The sequence below is a fragment of the Streptomyces sp. SudanB5_2050 genome (assembly GCF_964272335.1).
GTDB lineage: Bacteria > Actinomycetota > Actinomycetes > Streptomycetales > Streptomycetaceae > Streptomyces > Streptomyces rochei.
Window position 1 is genome coordinate 4,108,235 of the sequence record NZ_OZ186760.1, and the last position, 13,804, is coordinate 4,122,038.

12 protein-coding genes are annotated in these 13,804 nt (G+C 74.2%); 5 read left to right on the forward strand and 7 right to left on the reverse strand.

The features are described 5' to 3' along the window. The first annotated feature begins 184 nt into the window (after positions 1-184). On the forward strand, positions 185-1,531 hold the full coding sequence (locus tag ACFZP7_RS18305; RefSeq protein WP_247693870.1) for a phosphatase PAP2 family protein: 1,347 nt from the start codon (positions 185-187) through the stop codon (positions 1,529-1,531). An 11-nt stretch (positions 1,532-1,542) separates the two neighbouring features. On the opposite strand, the gene ACFZP7_RS18310 is transcribed toward ACFZP7_RS18305, so the two are convergent. The 3 genes from ACFZP7_RS18310 to ACFZP7_RS18320 all read right to left on the reverse strand — a co-directional run bounded on the left by ACFZP7_RS18310 (position 1,543) and on the right by ACFZP7_RS18320 (position 3,403). Further along, complete coding sequence (locus ACFZP7_RS18310; protein ID WP_385634835.1) at positions 1,543-2,412, reverse strand: GNAT family N-acetyltransferase; 870 nt, start codon at positions 2,410-2,412, stop codon at positions 1,543-1,545. A gap of 67 nt (positions 2,413-2,479) precedes the next feature. Continuing rightward, positions 2,480-3,064: a TerD family protein gene (locus ACFZP7_RS18315; RefSeq protein WP_062131009.1), complete on the reverse strand. Its 585-nt coding sequence runs from the start codon at positions 3,062-3,064 to the stop codon at positions 2,480-2,482. A 72-nt stretch (positions 3,065-3,136) separates the two neighbouring features. Next, positions 3,137-3,403: a GlsB/YeaQ/YmgE family stress response membrane protein gene (locus tag ACFZP7_RS18320; RefSeq protein ID WP_019324839.1), complete on the reverse strand. Its 267-nt coding sequence runs from the start codon at positions 3,401-3,403 to the stop codon at positions 3,137-3,139. A gap of 147 nt (positions 3,404-3,550) precedes the next feature. Between ACFZP7_RS18320 and ACFZP7_RS18325 the strand changes: the two genes are divergently transcribed. Further along, the gene (locus tag ACFZP7_RS18325; protein WP_385634837.1) at positions 3,551-4,663 is read left to right on the forward strand and encodes an ABC transporter substrate-binding protein; all 1,113 of its coding nucleotides are present in this window, start codon (positions 3,551-3,553) and stop codon (positions 4,661-4,663) included. A 54-nt stretch (positions 4,664-4,717) separates the two neighbouring features. Here the strand turns inward: ACFZP7_RS18325 and ACFZP7_RS18330 are convergent, their stop codons facing one another. Continuing rightward, complete coding sequence (locus ACFZP7_RS18330; protein WP_385634839.1) at positions 4,718-6,802, reverse strand: SpoIIE family protein phosphatase; 2,085 nt, start codon at positions 6,800-6,802, stop codon at positions 4,718-4,720. Between the two features lie 88 nt (positions 6,803-6,890). Continuing rightward, positions 6,891-8,123 carry a cation:proton antiporter gene (locus tag ACFZP7_RS18335; protein ID WP_385634841.1) on the reverse strand — a complete coding sequence of 411 codons (1,233 nt, stop codon included), beginning with the start codon at positions 8,121-8,123 and terminating at the stop codon, positions 6,891-6,893. A 242-nt stretch (positions 8,124-8,365) separates the two neighbouring features. On the opposite strand from ACFZP7_RS18335, the gene ACFZP7_RS18340 reads away from it, so the two are divergent. Both ACFZP7_RS18340 and ACFZP7_RS18345 read left to right on the forward strand, forming a co-directional pair. Continuing rightward, positions 8,366-8,803 (forward strand): NfeD family protein, encoded by a 438-nt coding sequence (locus ACFZP7_RS18340; protein WP_019324843.1) that lies wholly within the window; start codon positions 8,366-8,368, stop codon positions 8,801-8,803. Positions 8,804-8,931: 128 nt separating this feature from the next. Further along, positions 8,932-10,047 carry an SPFH domain-containing protein gene (locus ACFZP7_RS18345; protein WP_109204668.1) on the forward strand — a complete coding sequence of 372 codons (1,116 nt, stop codon included), beginning with the start codon at positions 8,932-8,934 and terminating at the stop codon, positions 10,045-10,047. Between the two features lie 45 nt (positions 10,048-10,092). Here the strand turns inward: ACFZP7_RS18345 and ACFZP7_RS18350 are convergent, their stop codons facing one another. Together ACFZP7_RS18350 and ACFZP7_RS18355 are read right to left on the reverse strand one after the other, a co-directional pair. Next, positions 10,093-11,514, reverse strand: coding sequence for a YncE family protein (locus ACFZP7_RS18350; RefSeq protein WP_385634843.1), 1,422 nt, complete (start codon positions 11,512-11,514; stop codon positions 10,093-10,095). Positions 11,515-11,812: 298 nt separating this feature from the next. Beyond that, complete coding sequence (locus tag ACFZP7_RS18355; RefSeq protein ID WP_216882262.1) at positions 11,813-12,172, reverse strand: helix-turn-helix transcriptional regulator; 360 nt, start codon at positions 12,170-12,172, stop codon at positions 11,813-11,815. Between the two features lie 229 nt (positions 12,173-12,401). Between ACFZP7_RS18355 and ACFZP7_RS18360 the strand changes: the two genes are divergently transcribed. Continuing rightward, positions 12,402-13,757 (forward strand): NAD(P)-binding domain-containing protein, encoded by a 1,356-nt coding sequence (locus ACFZP7_RS18360; protein ID WP_385634845.1) that lies wholly within the window; start codon positions 12,402-12,404, stop codon positions 13,755-13,757. Positions 13,758-13,804 lie beyond the last annotated feature (47 nt).

The following is a 13,804-nucleotide window of genomic DNA, read 5'->3' on the forward strand; positions in this document are numbered from 1 at the left end:
CTTCGCGTTCCGCGCCGCACCCGCCGCGGAACCCGATTCGTCATCCCCCCGTCTTCTTCTGTCGGCGGGCCCGTACATTTCCCTTCGACAGGAAGACGACAGCCCCAGCTCACCGCCCGTCGTTTTCGCCGGATTCCTTGCTATTGAGCCGTATTGATAGCAAACAGAATAAAGATTGAGATTCATGCCACCGCGGGTGTTTTCACGAATATGCCGCCAACCACGGGCGAGACTCTGGGCCGTGGCGGGTGTGGCGGCTCTCGCATTCCTCGTCGTGCTGGAGATCGCCGCGCGCCGCTACGGCGAGCGGGGACCGCTCACCAACCAGGCGAGGGAGGCGGTGTTCGCCCCCGCGTCGGGGCCCCTGCTGTACGCGGGTCTGGCCCTGACGATGGTGGTGCTCACCTGGCGGCAGCGGTTCGTGGCGGCCGGCGCCGCGATCGGCATCGACCTCGCCTTCGCGCTGGTGCGGTGGGCGGCCGGAGCGACGGTGACCGAGGGGCACTCCTTCGGCAACGGCGCGCTGTGGGTGATCCTGGGGTGCGCGGTGGTCGCCCTCACCCGCCGCACCGGCCCGGACCGGGTGCTGCTGCTGAAGGGCGTCGGACTGGGGCTGCTGCTGGTGGCCGGCCGCAAGACGGGCGACGCCTGGCTGCTGATCACCTCCAGGACCCGCCCGGACGTCCTCGACCCCTACGTGGCGACCGCCGACCGCGCGCTCGGCAACCCGTCCTGGGTGATGGGACGCCTGGTCGAGGCCACCGCACCGGTCGGCCCCCACCTGCTCGACTGGGTCTACGCCCAGCTCGCGGTGGCCGCGGCCGTGGCCGCCCTGTACCAGCTGCGCAACGTGGCCGACGAGCGCCGCTTCCCCCGGCACCACCTGGTGCGCACCTTCTTGCTGATCGGCCTGCTCGGTCCGGCCGTCTACATGATCTTCCCGGTGGTCGGGCCGGTCTTCCTCTACGGCACCGGCGCCTTCGGCACCGGCGGCGAGGAGTGGGCGGTGGCCACCATCTGGCCGGACGCCCTGCCGCCGCTCGCCCCGCCCCACCCGGTGACCTACGACGGGGTCACGCCCCGCAACTGCATGCCGAGCCTGCACACGGCGTGGGCCGTCACCATCTTCATCCACACCCGCCGCAGCCCGCGTCTCCTGCGCTACGCAGGAACGTTTTGGCTGGTCGCCACGCTGACCGCGACCCTCGGGTTCGGCTACCACTACGGTATCGACCTCCTCGCCGGCGTGGTGTTCGCCGTCACCATCGAGGCGGCGCTGCGCTCGTTCGACCGCGGCTGGGACCGGTCGGGGACCGTGCTGGTCGCCCACGGGACGGCGGTGTTCGCGGCGATCCTGGCGTCGTCCCGCTACCTGTCGCTGGAGATGGCCCGCGACCCGTGGGTCTTCGGTCCGCTGCTCCTGCTCGCCACGGCCTCGGTGGTCCACGGCTACGTGCGCGCCACCCGGCGGTGGGAGCCGGCCCCGGCGGCACCGGCCCCGCAGGCGGAACCCCGGCTCGAACCCGCCTGAACCCCTGCGGCTCAGGGGCCCGTCGGCGTGAAGTCGACGACGGTCCACTCCGCGACCGGACGGTAACCGAGGCGCTGGTAGAGGGCGTTGCTGGTCGGGTTGGCCGCGTTCGTGTACAGCACCACCTCCTCGGCGCCCGCGGCCCGCGCGGCCCGGCTCACCGCGACCGTCACGGCACCGGCGTAGCCGCGGCCGCGCAGCCGGGCGGGGGTGTAGACGGGGTCCACCTGGACCACCCCCGCGATCATCGGGTTGGCGCCGGCCATCGAGACGGGCGTGCCGTCCGGGGTCTCCCAGAAGGTGTAGCCCTTGTCGGCGAAGCGGGTGCCGGCCCAGGAGCCGGCGTCGACGGTGACGTCCTCGCCCACGTCCGCGGCGAACTCCGCGCACCAGCGCACCAGCTGCTCCCGGTCCTCCTCGCCCACCGCCCGCTCCCGGCCCGCGGGGACGGGCCGCGGCGGGGTGAGCGTGCCGAGGCGGTGCAGGCGCATCCGCACGCGCGTGGTGGGCACGGCCCCGGTGCGCCGCTGCCACGCCTCGGCGAAGGCGGCGGCGGTACGGGCCTCCGCGCTGACGTAGGGGAGGCGGTGGCCGAGGTCCGCCAGGCGCGCGGCCAGGACGTCCGCCTGCCCCTCGGTGAGGGGGGTCGGGGCCAGGCCGCGCGACGGGAGGCGGTGGAAGGCGGCGCGTACCCCGCCGCCGTCCTCCAGCCGGCCGAAGAGCGGTGCCTCGGGCCCGTACGCGGCCGCTCCGCGGGCCCGCAGCCGCGCGAGGGCCGTCAGCGCCGCGATGTGCAGGCCGGGGCGCGAGCGCAGGAAGTCCCCGGCACGGTCCATGAAGTCGTCGACGTCCTCGGTGAGCCGCCAGTCGTCGGTTCGCATGCCGCATGGTCCCCGCCGGGCCCGGCCGACGGGAAGGGGGCGTGCCCCGCCGGCCCTGACCTCAGGGCTACTTGCTGACCGCGAACCGCATCAGGGCGTGCTCGTCGCCCTGCTTGATCTTCCCCGTCTCGTTGACGACCTCCAGCTTCCAGGAGCCGCCCACCCGCACGGCCTTGGCCACGGCACAGCCGTTGTCCTGGCTGAGCAGGCTGGGCCAGATGTCGGCGACCTGCTGGGTGCTGCCGCCGGTGGCGTCGTACACCTTGAAGCTGATGTTGCGGGCCTTCTGGAAGGAACTGCCCTTCTTGTAGGCGGCGGCGACGAACACGATCGACGTGATGGGGGCGGGCAGCCGGGCGAACTCGACGGTCACCGTCTCGTCGTCCCCGTCCCCGTGCCCGGTCTGGTTGTCGCCGCTGTGCACGAGCGAGCCGTTGCCCATCGGGTCGAGGGAGTCCAGACCGGCGAGGCGCACCGGGTCCCCGCCCTGCAGGGCGACGGCGATCAGGTCGAGGTCGGTGCCGGTCCTGCGGCGCAGCTTGCCGAGCACCCCGCCGCTGCTGCCGGCGGTCGGGTCCCAGGAGACGCCGATGGACAGGTGGGTCACCCCGTCCAGGTCCGCCGGGCCGTCTTCCTTCGTCAGCGTGATCATGTGTCGCTCTTCCTTGATGTCGTGCCGGACACGGCCGGGGCGCGGATCGCGGTCGCTCGCCCGGACGGGCGGTCAGCGCCGGGAGTTGCCGAACAGCAGGCGGTAGCCGATCAGCAGGACGAGGGCGCCGACGACGGCGGACGCCCAGGTCGCGGCGTCGAAGAACTCCCGTTGCACCGGGCGGTCGAGGAACTCGGCCGACAGCCAGCCGCCCAGGAAGGCGCCGGCGATGCCGATCACCGTCGTGCCGACGCAGCCCCCGGGGTCCCGTCCGGGCAGGATCGCCTTGGCGATCGCTCCGGCGAGCAGACCCAGTACCAGCCAGGCGATGACACCCATCGTCCCCGTGCTCCCTTCCCTGTACGTCCGAGCGCACCGCCCGTGCGGGGGCGGTGCCCGGACAGCTTAACTTCTACATAGTTGTAGAAGTCGAGTCGGTGCGAAAAGCCGGGGAGGACGGGCCCGGTTCGGGGGAGACTGCGGCGCATGACGACACCACCACCGCGCCCCGCGGAGCCCCGGCCCGCACCGGCGCCCCTCCGGATAGGCGCCCTCGCACCGCTGACCCGGCCCGGCTGGACCGAGGCGGGCCGGCATCTGCTCGCCGGGCTCGAACTGGCCGCCGCCGAGGTCGAGGAGGCCGGCGGCGTCGACGGACGGCCGCTGGAGCTGGTGGTCCGGGACACCGCCGCCGATCCGGTGCGGGCGACGGCGGCCGTGGACGAGCTGGCCGGCCTCGGGGTGGCCGCGCTGGCCGGCGAGTACCACAGCGTCGTCGCCCGCGCCGTCGCCACCAGGGCCGACGCCCTCGGTCTGCCGTACCTCTGCTCCTCGGCGGTGCTCGACGACCTCACCGACGGGCCGACCGCATGGGTCGCGCGCATCCCGCCGCCCCAGTCGCACGGCTGGCGGGTCTACGCCGACTTCCTCCTCGACGCGGGCCACACCCGGGTCGCGGTGGCGGCCGAACCGAGCGCGTACTGGACCGCCGGAACCCGCGTCCTGCGGGAGCGTCTCGCACCGCGCGGCGCCACCGTGACCGTGCTCGACGTCCGCGCGCTCACCCCCGCGGGCGTCTGCGACGCGCTCGCCGCCGACGGCGCGAGCGCCCTCCTCGTGCTGACCGGCTTCCCGGACCCGGCCGTGCCGCTGGTCCGCGCCGTCCGCGGTGACGCGCGCCTGGCCGGACTGCTGATCGGCGCACCGGCCGGGCAGCCGGAGTTCGCCGGGTGGGCGGCGCTGCTGGGCGACGACGGAGCCGGGGTCCCGTTCCTGCGCTACCTGCCCGGGCGACTCGGCCCGCTCGGCACACGGGTCGCGGCGGCCCTGCGGGACCGGTTGGGCGAGGAGCCCTCCTTCGTCGCCTTCGAGGGCTACGACACCGTCACGGTCCTGGCCGGCCTGCTGCGCGCCCACGGAGCCGACCGGGCGCGCCTCGCCGCGGCCTGGCCGCAGGTCGCCGTAGACGGCACCCGCGGCCCCATCCGCTTCCGTCGCCCGCCCGGCACCGGGGTGTGGCAGTGGGACCGGCCGCCGCTCCAGGTCGTGGACCGGGACCCGGCGGCACCCGGCCGGTTCCGGGTTCTGCGCGCCGGCTGAAGGGCCGGGGGGCCGCCCCCGGTGCTCGGGGGACGGGCGGCGTCCGTCACGGCGTCACTCGTCGGCGAGGTCCGCGACGTCGAACAGGTCCGTCGCGTCCGGGCGTTCACCGTCCAGGCGCTGCTCGGACCAGATCGTCTTGTCCCGGCGCCCGTGCCGCACCCCCCAGTGGGAGCTGAGCCGCATCACGATGAACAGGCCCCGGCCGCCCTCGTCGCTCGCGCGGGCGTGACGCAGGTGCGGGCTGGCGCTGTTGGTGTCCGTGACCTCGCACAGCAGCCGCCCCCGGTCGCGGACGAGCCGCAGCCGGACCGGCCCCCGGCCGTAGCGGATGGCGTTGGTGACCAGCTCGCTGACGATCAGTTCGGTCGTGGGGACCGCTTCGTCCAGTTCCCACACGGCGAGTTGCTGGCCGACGAGCCGGCGGGCCGTGCCCACCACGGAGGGGTCGGCGGGCAGCGTCCAGTCCGCGACCTGCTCCGGTGCCAGGGCGTGGGTGCGCGCGAGGAGGAGGACGGCGTCGTCGCGGGGGGAGGGCGCCATGCGGTACACGGCGGTGTCGCACAGCTCCTGCAGGGGCCGGCCGGCGGGCGCGAGGACGTGCTCCAGGTGGAGCCGGGCAGCCGCCCCGTCCTCGCCGGCGGCGGCGAGGAGACCGCTGGTGAAGTGGGCGAGCAGGCTGCCCGGCTCCACCTCGAACACGGCCGGGGTGAAGGCCCGTCCGCCGCCCGTGCCCAGGGGCGGGCCCTCGGGGACGTCCACGGTGAGCGGCGAACCCTCGGGATCGACGACCACCGGGGCGGGGTGCCCCGCCCGGATCGCGGTGCACTGCCGGGAGACGGGGTCGTAGACGGTGATCGCGCAGGTCGCCACGTGCGTCGTGGCGGTCGGCGCGCCGGCCGCCGTGAGCTGGGCGGCGACCTCGTCCAGATGGGTCAGCAGCTCGTCGGTCTCCAGGTCCTGCAGGGCCAGTGTGCGCAGGGCGACGCGCAGCTGGCCCATCGTCGCGGCGGCCTCGATGCCGTGTCCGGCGACGTCCCCGACGACGAGCGCGACCCGGGTGCCGGACAGGGGCACGACGTCGAACCAGCCGCCGCCCGCCCCCTCGGGCAGGTACACGTGGGCGGTCTCCACCGCCGACAGGCGCGGGGTCACGCCGGGTTGCAGCCGGCGCTGCAGCGCGGCGGCCACGGTGTGCTCGCGACAGTAGCTGTTCGCGTTGTCCAGGTGGGCCGCCGCGGTGGTGGCCGCCTGCCGGGCGACGTCCAGATCGGCCTCCTCGAAGGGGTCGGGCCGGTCGCGGTAGAGGGTCAGCAGACCGAGTACGGAGTCCCGGGCCGTGAGCGGCGCGACGATCATCGAGTGGACGTGCTCGGCGAGCAGCGGCGCGAACCCGTCCGGGTCGGCCGCCAGCCACGACTCGTCCGGGGAGACGGGCACGAGCCGGGCCTGTCCGTCGTTGAGCGCCTGCGTGAAGGGGGTGGGGAAGGGGAAGGGACGGCTGTCGCCGTTCTTCCGGCTCAGCCGGGCGTCGGCGGGGGCGGAGGACACCCGGCGCAGCGGCACCGCCGAGGGCACGGGCCCGGTGCGGCGCACGGCCCCGTCCGGACCGTCGTCGAGCAGGTCCACGCAGGCCACGTCGGCGAAGCCGGGCACCAGGGCCCGCACCAGCTCGTCCGCCGTGGTCCTGGCCTCCAGCGTGGACCCGACGGTCGCGTGCACGGCGCTGAGCACGGCGAGGCGGTCCGCGGCGGCCTGCCGCTCGGTCACGTCCTCGACCACGCCGACCAGGCCGGGGACGCCGTCCCCCGGGCCGCGCAGCGGGAACAGGGACACCTCGACGGCGAGGGTCCGGTGCGGCTCCGAGGGCGAGCGGCCCCGGACCAGGCGGCTGCGCAGCGGCTCGCCGCTCGCCAGGACCTCGTCGATCAGCGCCCTCAGCTCGCCCCCCTCGAAGCCGGGTGCGAACTCCTCGACCCCGTGCCCGACGACCTCCTCGGCCGGCAGGTTCCGCACCCCGCGCCCGGCGGGGTTGTAGCGGGTGACCTTCTGTTCGGCGTCGAAGACGAACAGGCCCTGGGGCGAGTCGGCGAACAGCGCGCTGAGCACCGCAGCGTCGTCGACCGGACCGCCCGTCACGCCAAGCTCCCTTCGCGCGCCTTCGTCCCCACCTTCTCGCATCGGGCGGGCACGGCAACTCGGCCGCGACGCCGGGCAGCGCGGGCGTTCACCACGCCTCGGCGTCGTCGGCCGTCCGTCCCGCCGTCCGTCCGTCCGACCTCCCGCCCGTCCCGCCGCGCGGGGACCGCAGCCGTCCCGCGAGCAGCGGCAGGACCAGTACGGAGATCATCGCGGCGCCCACCAGGGCCGCCGCCCGCTCCGTGCCGAGCAGCTCCTGGTCCACACCGATGGTGGTGATCGCCACGACGAGGGGCAGACACGTCGAGGCGAACAGGGCCAGCGCCCCCCGGTCGGCGCGGCGCAGGTCCTTCGGGGCGAGCACGTACACCGGGGCACCGCGCACCAGCACGAACAGCGCCAGGAAGACCGGCACCAGCAGCAGGGCGGCGGGGGAGTCCAGCAGGGCGTCCAGGTCGAACTCGATCCCGGTGACCACGTAGAACAGCGGCACCAGGAAGCCGAAGCCCATGGCCTCCACCTTGCCGAGGACGGCGTCGCTGCCCGCCGGCACGGCCCGGTGCAGCACGATCCGGGTCAGCACCCCGGCCGCGAAGGCGCCCAGCAGCACGTCCAGGCCGAACACCTCGGCGAGGCCGAGCATGCAGGCGAGCAGCAGCATGACGAACCGCACCGCGAACTGGCCGCTGCTGTGCAGGGTCCGCTCGGCCAGCTCGCCGAACCACGGCGGCCGCGGGCGCAGCGCCCAGAACACGGCCGCCGCGGTGACCACCCCGAAGGCGACGAGCAGGACCGCCGACTCGGCCGGGCGGCGACCGCTGAGGAGCAGCGCCGTCGCCACCACGGGACCGAACTCGCCGACCGCGCCGAACGCGGACACCACCGTCCCGAACCGCCCGCGCAGCTCCCCCCGGTCCCGCAGCATCGGCAGCACGGTCCCCAGCGCCGTGCTGGTCAGCGCCGTACCGACGACGAACGCCTCGAACACCTCGCCCCCGCTGAACAGGAGGCCCACCCCGATGCCGAGCAGCAGCGAGACCGGCCAGGCCCACAGCGCCCGGCGCAGCGTGTCACCGCGGACCGCCGCGAACTCGATCTCGTAACCGGCCAGGAAGATCAGCATCGACAGCCCGAGGTCGGCCAGCGTGTCGACGACCTCGTCGGGGTGCGCCCAGCCCAGCACCTGAGGACCGATCACGATGCCCAGGACGATCTCGAAGACGACCAGCGGCACCCGGACCCGGCCCCCGGTGGCGTGCACCAGCAGCGGAGCCAGCACGGCCGCGGCCATGATCAGGACCAGGGTGCCGGGGTGGGTCATCGGCGTCCTCGCGGCAGGCGGTGTGCACGGGCCGCCGGTCGCCCGCGGCCGCTGCCACTCTCACCGGCCGGCCCGCTCCGGGCCACCGCGCGTACGCCGTCCGGGGGAGGGCGCATCGGGCCCCGAACGGTCACGGCGTCCGAGCCCGGCACGGTCACGGTGACAACCGCTTCCCGGTGTCTGTCTGCCCGGCGCCGCAGAAGGTACTTTGGTGGTGAAGGCCCCTGAAGGAGGGCGATTCGATGCCGTGGTACGTATGGCTGCTCGCCGCCGCGGCACTGGGTGCCGCGGAGTTCTTCACCCTGACCCTGGTCCTCGGTCTGCTGGCCGGTGCCGCGCTGGTCGCCGCCGTGGTCGCCGGGGTGGGCGTCGGTCTCCTCGGCCAGCTCCTGGCCCTCACGGCGGTGGCGACGGCCGGCCTCGTCCTCGTCCGCCCCGTCGCGCTGCGGCACATGGCCCAGCAGCCCCTGACCCGTGAGGGCAGCGACGCGCTGATCGGCAGGCGGGCCGAGGTCGTGCGGGAGGTGACCGCGACGCACGGCCTGATCAAGCTCTCCGGCGAGGAGTGGTCCGCCCGCGCCTACGACGAGAGCCTGGTGATACCGGTGGGCGCGCTGGTGGACGTGATGGAGATCGAGGGCGCCACGGCCGTGGTCTACCCCCGCGAACTCCTCCCGTGAGGCCCGATGACCGCATGAGCGCATGACCGCATGAGCGCCTGACCACATGACCCGATGAGCGCACGACCGCACGACCGCACGAACGTCACGGACACCGTGCACGACTGACGAAGAGCGACGGAGGCACTGTGGACCCGCTTGTCATCCCCATCCTCGTGGCGGCCCTGGTCGTCGTCTTCCTCGTGGCCTCCACCGTGCGGATCGTCCCGCAGGCGCGCCGCTACAACGTCGAGCGGTTCGGCCGCTACCGGCGGACGCTGCAGCCCGGCCTGAACCTGGTCGTGCCGGTGGCGGACCGCATCAACACCAAACTCGACGTGCGCGAGCAGGTCTACTCGTCCGACCCCAGGCCGGTGATCACCGAGGACAACCTCGTGGTGAACATCGACACGGTGCTCTACTACCAGATCACGGACCCGCGGGCGGCGGCCTACGAGGTCGCCGACTACCTCCAGGCGATCGACCAGCTCACCGTGACGACCCTGCGCAACGTCATCGGCTCCATGGACCTGGAGGAGACCCTCACCTCCCGCGAGGAGATCAACTCGCGGCTGCGCGCCGTCCTCGACGACGCCACCGGCAAGTGGGGCATCCGGGTCAACCGCGTCGAGATCAAGGCCATCGACCCGCCGCACACCATCAAGGAGGCCATGGAGAAGCAGATGCGGGCCGAGCGCGACAAGCGCGCGGCCATCCTGCACGCCGAGGGCGAGCGGCAGGCCAAGATCCTCACCGCGGAGGGCACGCGGCAGAAGGACATCCTGGAGGCCCAGGGCACCCAGCAGGCCATGATCCTGCGGGCGGACGGCGAGGCGAAGGCGGTGGAGCTGGTCTTCCAGGCCGTCCACCGCAACAACGCCGACCCGAAGGTCCTGGCCTACAAGTACCTGGAGACCCTCCCGCACCTGGCGAGCAGCGACAACAACACCTTCTGGGTGATCCCGGGCGAGCTGACCGAGGCGGTACGGACCGTCACGCGCGCCTTCGGGGACGAGTCGCCCGCCGCATCGCCCGAGCCGGAGCGCCCCGGGGAGACGGGCGCCGGGGACGGCGAGGGGACGGCCGCCCCGGCCGCACCGACCCCGCAGCTCGGTCCGGCGGGACGGTCGGTCTCGCTGGACGCGGCGACGGCCGCCGACGAGGCCGGGAAGCAGGCCGCCGCCGCGGTGGACGACGCCAGGGCCGAGGCGGAGGCGGCCCAGTCGCCCCAGACGTCCCACCGCACCCGGACGTCCGGCGACTGAGCCCCGCCCCGGGCCCCGACGAGACCCCCGACGAGGCCCGGACGCTCAGTCCGCGACGACGTCGACCACGACCGAGCCGTAGGCGTACGCGTGCCGCGCGTCGCCGTAGTACTGGACGGTGTACTGGACCTGGCCCTTGGCCCGCGGCCGGTCGGTGTACGTGAACGTGCCGTCCGCGGCGACGCTCGCGGAGCCGATGAGCATGCCCTCGCCGGCCGTGGGGTCGTCGATCCGCCAGATGTCGACGGTGTTCCCGGCGCCGAAGCCCACGGGCGCCTCGAGCTTCCCGGTGAGGGTGAGGTCCTGGTTGCGCGGCGAGGAGGCCGGCGCCCGCACCGTGACGGCGGTGGCGACCCGCGGGTGGTCCAGGACCCGCAGGGAGAGGGTGGAGGTGCCGCTGGTCTCGGTGACCGCGAAGATCCGGCTGCCGTCGGGCGACCAGGCCAGTCCGCCGGGGACGAGGGTGGTGTCGGCGTAGTCGGAGGGCGCCGGGAAGTCCCAGTCGGTGTAGGCGGTGGGGGAGCCCTGCGCGAACAGCCGCACGTCGGGCCCGGACGGCCCGTAGACGCCCGCGGCCACCGTGCCGGCGGGGTCGACGGCCACCGCGTCGGGCGACCAACTGGTGGTCAGGACGCCGTCGTCCGCCAGGTCGGCCGTGCGCAGCACCTGGTGGCGGTGGGCCCCGGCGCAGGCGATGACGACCTGCCGGCCGTCCGGGGTCAAGGCGAGGTCCTGGAGGCTGGAGCATCCGTCGGGCCCGGGGTCGACGCGCCTCGCCTGGGCGTCGGCCCGTCCGGCACTCACGTCGTACACCGCCACGGCGGCCGTGTTGCCGTCGGACTCGGCCGCCACGAGGGTGTCCGGGGCCTGCGGCGTGACGGTCAGGTGGGGCGAGCCCCGGAAGGTGTCGAGGCCCTGGTCGCGGGTGACGACCGGCTGGGCGCCGCCGAGGTCCAGGGAGCCGATGGCACCCCGCCAGGTGTCGAGGCTGTAACCGAACCAGAGCTTGTCCCCGGCCAGTGCCAGGGAGGTCGGGCCGGCGTAGGCGCCGGCGCCGGTGCCCGTGTCGTACCGGGCGGTCTCCTCGAGGGTGGCGGTGTCGATCGCGGCGATCGCGCCGGCGTCGCGGAGGGCCACGTACAGCGTCCCGGAATCGGCGGACAGGGCGAATCCCCAGGCGCCGTCCGTTCCGCCGATCTGCTTCACCACCTGGCCCGTCCAGTCGGTCACCAGGACGCTGTCACCGAACGGGTCGCTGAGGAAGACCTGCTGGTGTACGGCGTCGACGGCCATGTCCCGGTACGAGCCGATCGGCAGCGGGCTCACGGTGTCGGCGGCGGCCGGATCGGCTCGGAGGCCGAGGAGCGAGAGGCCCACCGCGGCGGAGAGCGCGGCTCTTGCTACGAACTGTCTTGTACGCACCTGGTCGTTCGCTTCCTTCATGAGGAGGTCGATGGCGGTGATCACCGCACTTACCCAGCGCGGACACCGACCGGGACGTCACACGGGAGGATCACCCGGCACGGCGACCAGCCCGGCCCGGTGGTGAGCCGGGCGACGACGCTCGGGTAGCTCAGGCCGACCGCCAGGAGCGGCAGGCGAGCGCCGGCAGCACCGTGCCCGCCTGCGCGGCGCCGGGCGGGGGCCGCCCGGCGAGAGCGCGGTCAGGCGCAGTCCGGTCGCCGCCGTCCGTACCGACATCCGCGCGAACCGGCAGATCACAGGAGGCGACGACGGGCGTGGCCGGGCGGGCTACCGGACCGGGCTACCGGACGGCCAGCAGCTGCCCCATCGCCGCCAGCACCGACGGCTCGACCCGGTAGTAGACCCAGGTGCCGCGCCGCTCGGAGGTCAGCAGGCCGGCTTCCTTGAGCTTCTTCAGATGGTGGGAGACGGTCGGCTGGGAGACGCCGACGTCGGAGATGTCGCACACGCACGCCTCGCCGCCCTCGTGCGAGGCGACGGCCGAGAAGAGCCGCAGCCGTACCGGGTCCCCGAGCGCCTTGAACATCCGCGCCGTCCGCTCGGCCTCCTCGGCGGTGAAGGGGCGCTCGCTCAACGGCGGGCAGCACGGCACCACGGCGTCGGGGGCATCGGACTCCGGACGCGCCTTGACGTTCGACATCCATCTATGTTGACACACATCGAACCAAAGGCGCCGGGGCCTACTTCGAAGTGTGTCTATCTTGACGTTCATCAAAACAAGGTCCATGCTGGCCACAGCTCATCCATAGACGTCGAATCAATAACCGAAAACAAGCCCTGCCCGACAGCACCCGCCCGGCCGGTGCCCGCCGAGCCGCCCTCCCGCCCCCGGGCCGGGCAACCGATCGAAGATCGAAGGAAGCGCCGCCATGGAGAAGCAGAACCCGCCCGTCGTGATCGTCGGAGCCGGCCCGGTCGGTCTGGCCGCCGCCGCCCACCTCGTGGAGCGCGGTATCGAACCGCTGGTGCTGGAGGCCGGCCCGTCGGCCGCGACGGCCGTACGGGACTGGGCGCACGTCCGCCTCTTCTCGCCCTGGGCCGAGGTCACCGACCCCGCCGCCGAGAAGCTGCTGGCCCCGACCGGCTGGACGCGCCCCGACGGCACGACGTACCCGACCGGCCGCGACTGGGCCGAGCGGTACCTCCAGCCGCTCGCCGACGCCCTCGGCGACAAGGTCCGCTACGGCGCCACCGTCACCGGCGTGGCCCGGGCCGGCCGTGACCGCATCGTCGACTCCGGCCGCGCGGACCAGCCCTTCACCGTGCACCTCGAGACGGCCGACGGCGGCGAGGAGCGAATCACCGCCCGCGCCGTCATCGACGCCTCCGGCACCTGGTCCACCCCCGGCCCGATGGGTGCCGACGGCCTCCCCGCCCTCGGCGAGAGGAGGGCGGCCGACCGCATCACCCACCGCGTCCCCGACCTCACCGACCCGGCCGTCCGAGCCCGCTACGCCGGCAAGCGCACGGCGGTCGTCGGCTCCGGCGCCTCCGCCTTCACCGCCCTCGCCCTCCTCGCCGACCTGGCCGGGAAGGAGGCGGACACGCACGCGGTGTGGATCCTGCGCCGGGGCATCGGCGACGCCACCTACGGCGGCGGCGAGGCCGACCAGCTCCCGGCCCGCGGCGCCCTCGGCCTGCGCGCCACGGCGGCGGTGGAGGCGGGGTACGCCAGTGCCGTCACCGGATTCCGTACCGAGGCCGTCGAACGGGACGGCGACCGGCTGGTCCTCGTCGCCGAGGACGGCCGCCGTTCGGACCCGGTCGACGAGGTCATCGCCTTGACCGGCTTCCGCCCCGACCTCTCCTTCCTCTCCGAACTCCGCCTCGGCCTCGACGAACGCCTCCAGGCCCCCACCGCACTGGCCCCGCTGATCGACCCGAACGTCCACTCCTGCGGCACGGTCTACCCGCACGGCGTCAAGGAACTGTCCCACCCGGAGCAGGACATCTACCTGGTCGGCATGAAGTCCTACGGCCGCGCCCCCACCTTCCTCGCCCTGACCGGCTACGAGCAGGTCCGCTCCATCGCCGCCGCCCTGGCCGGCGACCACGAGGCCGCCGAACGTGTCGAGCTGACCCTGCCCGAGACCGGCGTCTGCGGCGGCGCCGGCCTCTACGACGACCCCGACACCGCGCGCAACGACGACAGCGGCGGCTGCTGCACACCCCCGACCACACTCCAGATCGGCCCCACCGCCCCACCCACCTCGGGTGCCTGCTGAGACACCCCCCGCTCCGGGCCCCCTACCCGCTCACGGCCCGGCCCGCC

Excerpts from the sequence above, each read along its gene's own strand:
- ACFZP7_RS18305 (WP_247693870.1), top strand. The coding sequence starts at position 185 with ATGCCACCGCGGGTGTTTTCACGAATATGCCGCCAACCACGGGCGAGA.
- ACFZP7_RS18310 (WP_385634835.1), bottom strand. The coding sequence starts at position 2,412 with ATGCGAACCGACGACTGGCGGCTCACCGAGGACGTCGACGACTTCATG.
- ACFZP7_RS18315 (WP_062131009.1), bottom strand. The coding sequence starts at position 3,064 with ATGATCACGCTGACGAAGGAAGACGGCCCGGCGGACCTGGACGGGGTG.
- ACFZP7_RS18320 (WP_019324839.1), bottom strand. The coding sequence starts at position 3,403 with ATGGGTGTCATCGCCTGGCTGGTACTGGGTCTGCTCGCCGGAGCGATC.
- ACFZP7_RS18325 (WP_385634837.1), top strand. The coding sequence starts at position 3,551 with ATGACGACACCACCACCGCGCCCCGCGGAGCCCCGGCCCGCACCGGCG.
- ACFZP7_RS18335 (WP_385634841.1), bottom strand. The coding sequence starts at position 8,123 with ATGACCCACCCCGGCACCCTGGTCCTGATCATGGCCGCGGCCGTGCTG.
- ACFZP7_RS18340 (WP_019324843.1), top strand. The coding sequence starts at position 8,366 with ATGCCGTGGTACGTATGGCTGCTCGCCGCCGCGGCACTGGGTGCCGCG.
- ACFZP7_RS18355 (WP_216882262.1), bottom strand. The coding sequence starts at position 12,172 with ATGTCGAACGTCAAGGCGCGTCCGGAGTCCGATGCCCCCGACGCCGTG.
- ACFZP7_RS18360 (WP_385634845.1), top strand. The coding sequence starts at position 12,402 with ATGGAGAAGCAGAACCCGCCCGTCGTGATCGTCGGAGCCGGCCCGGTC.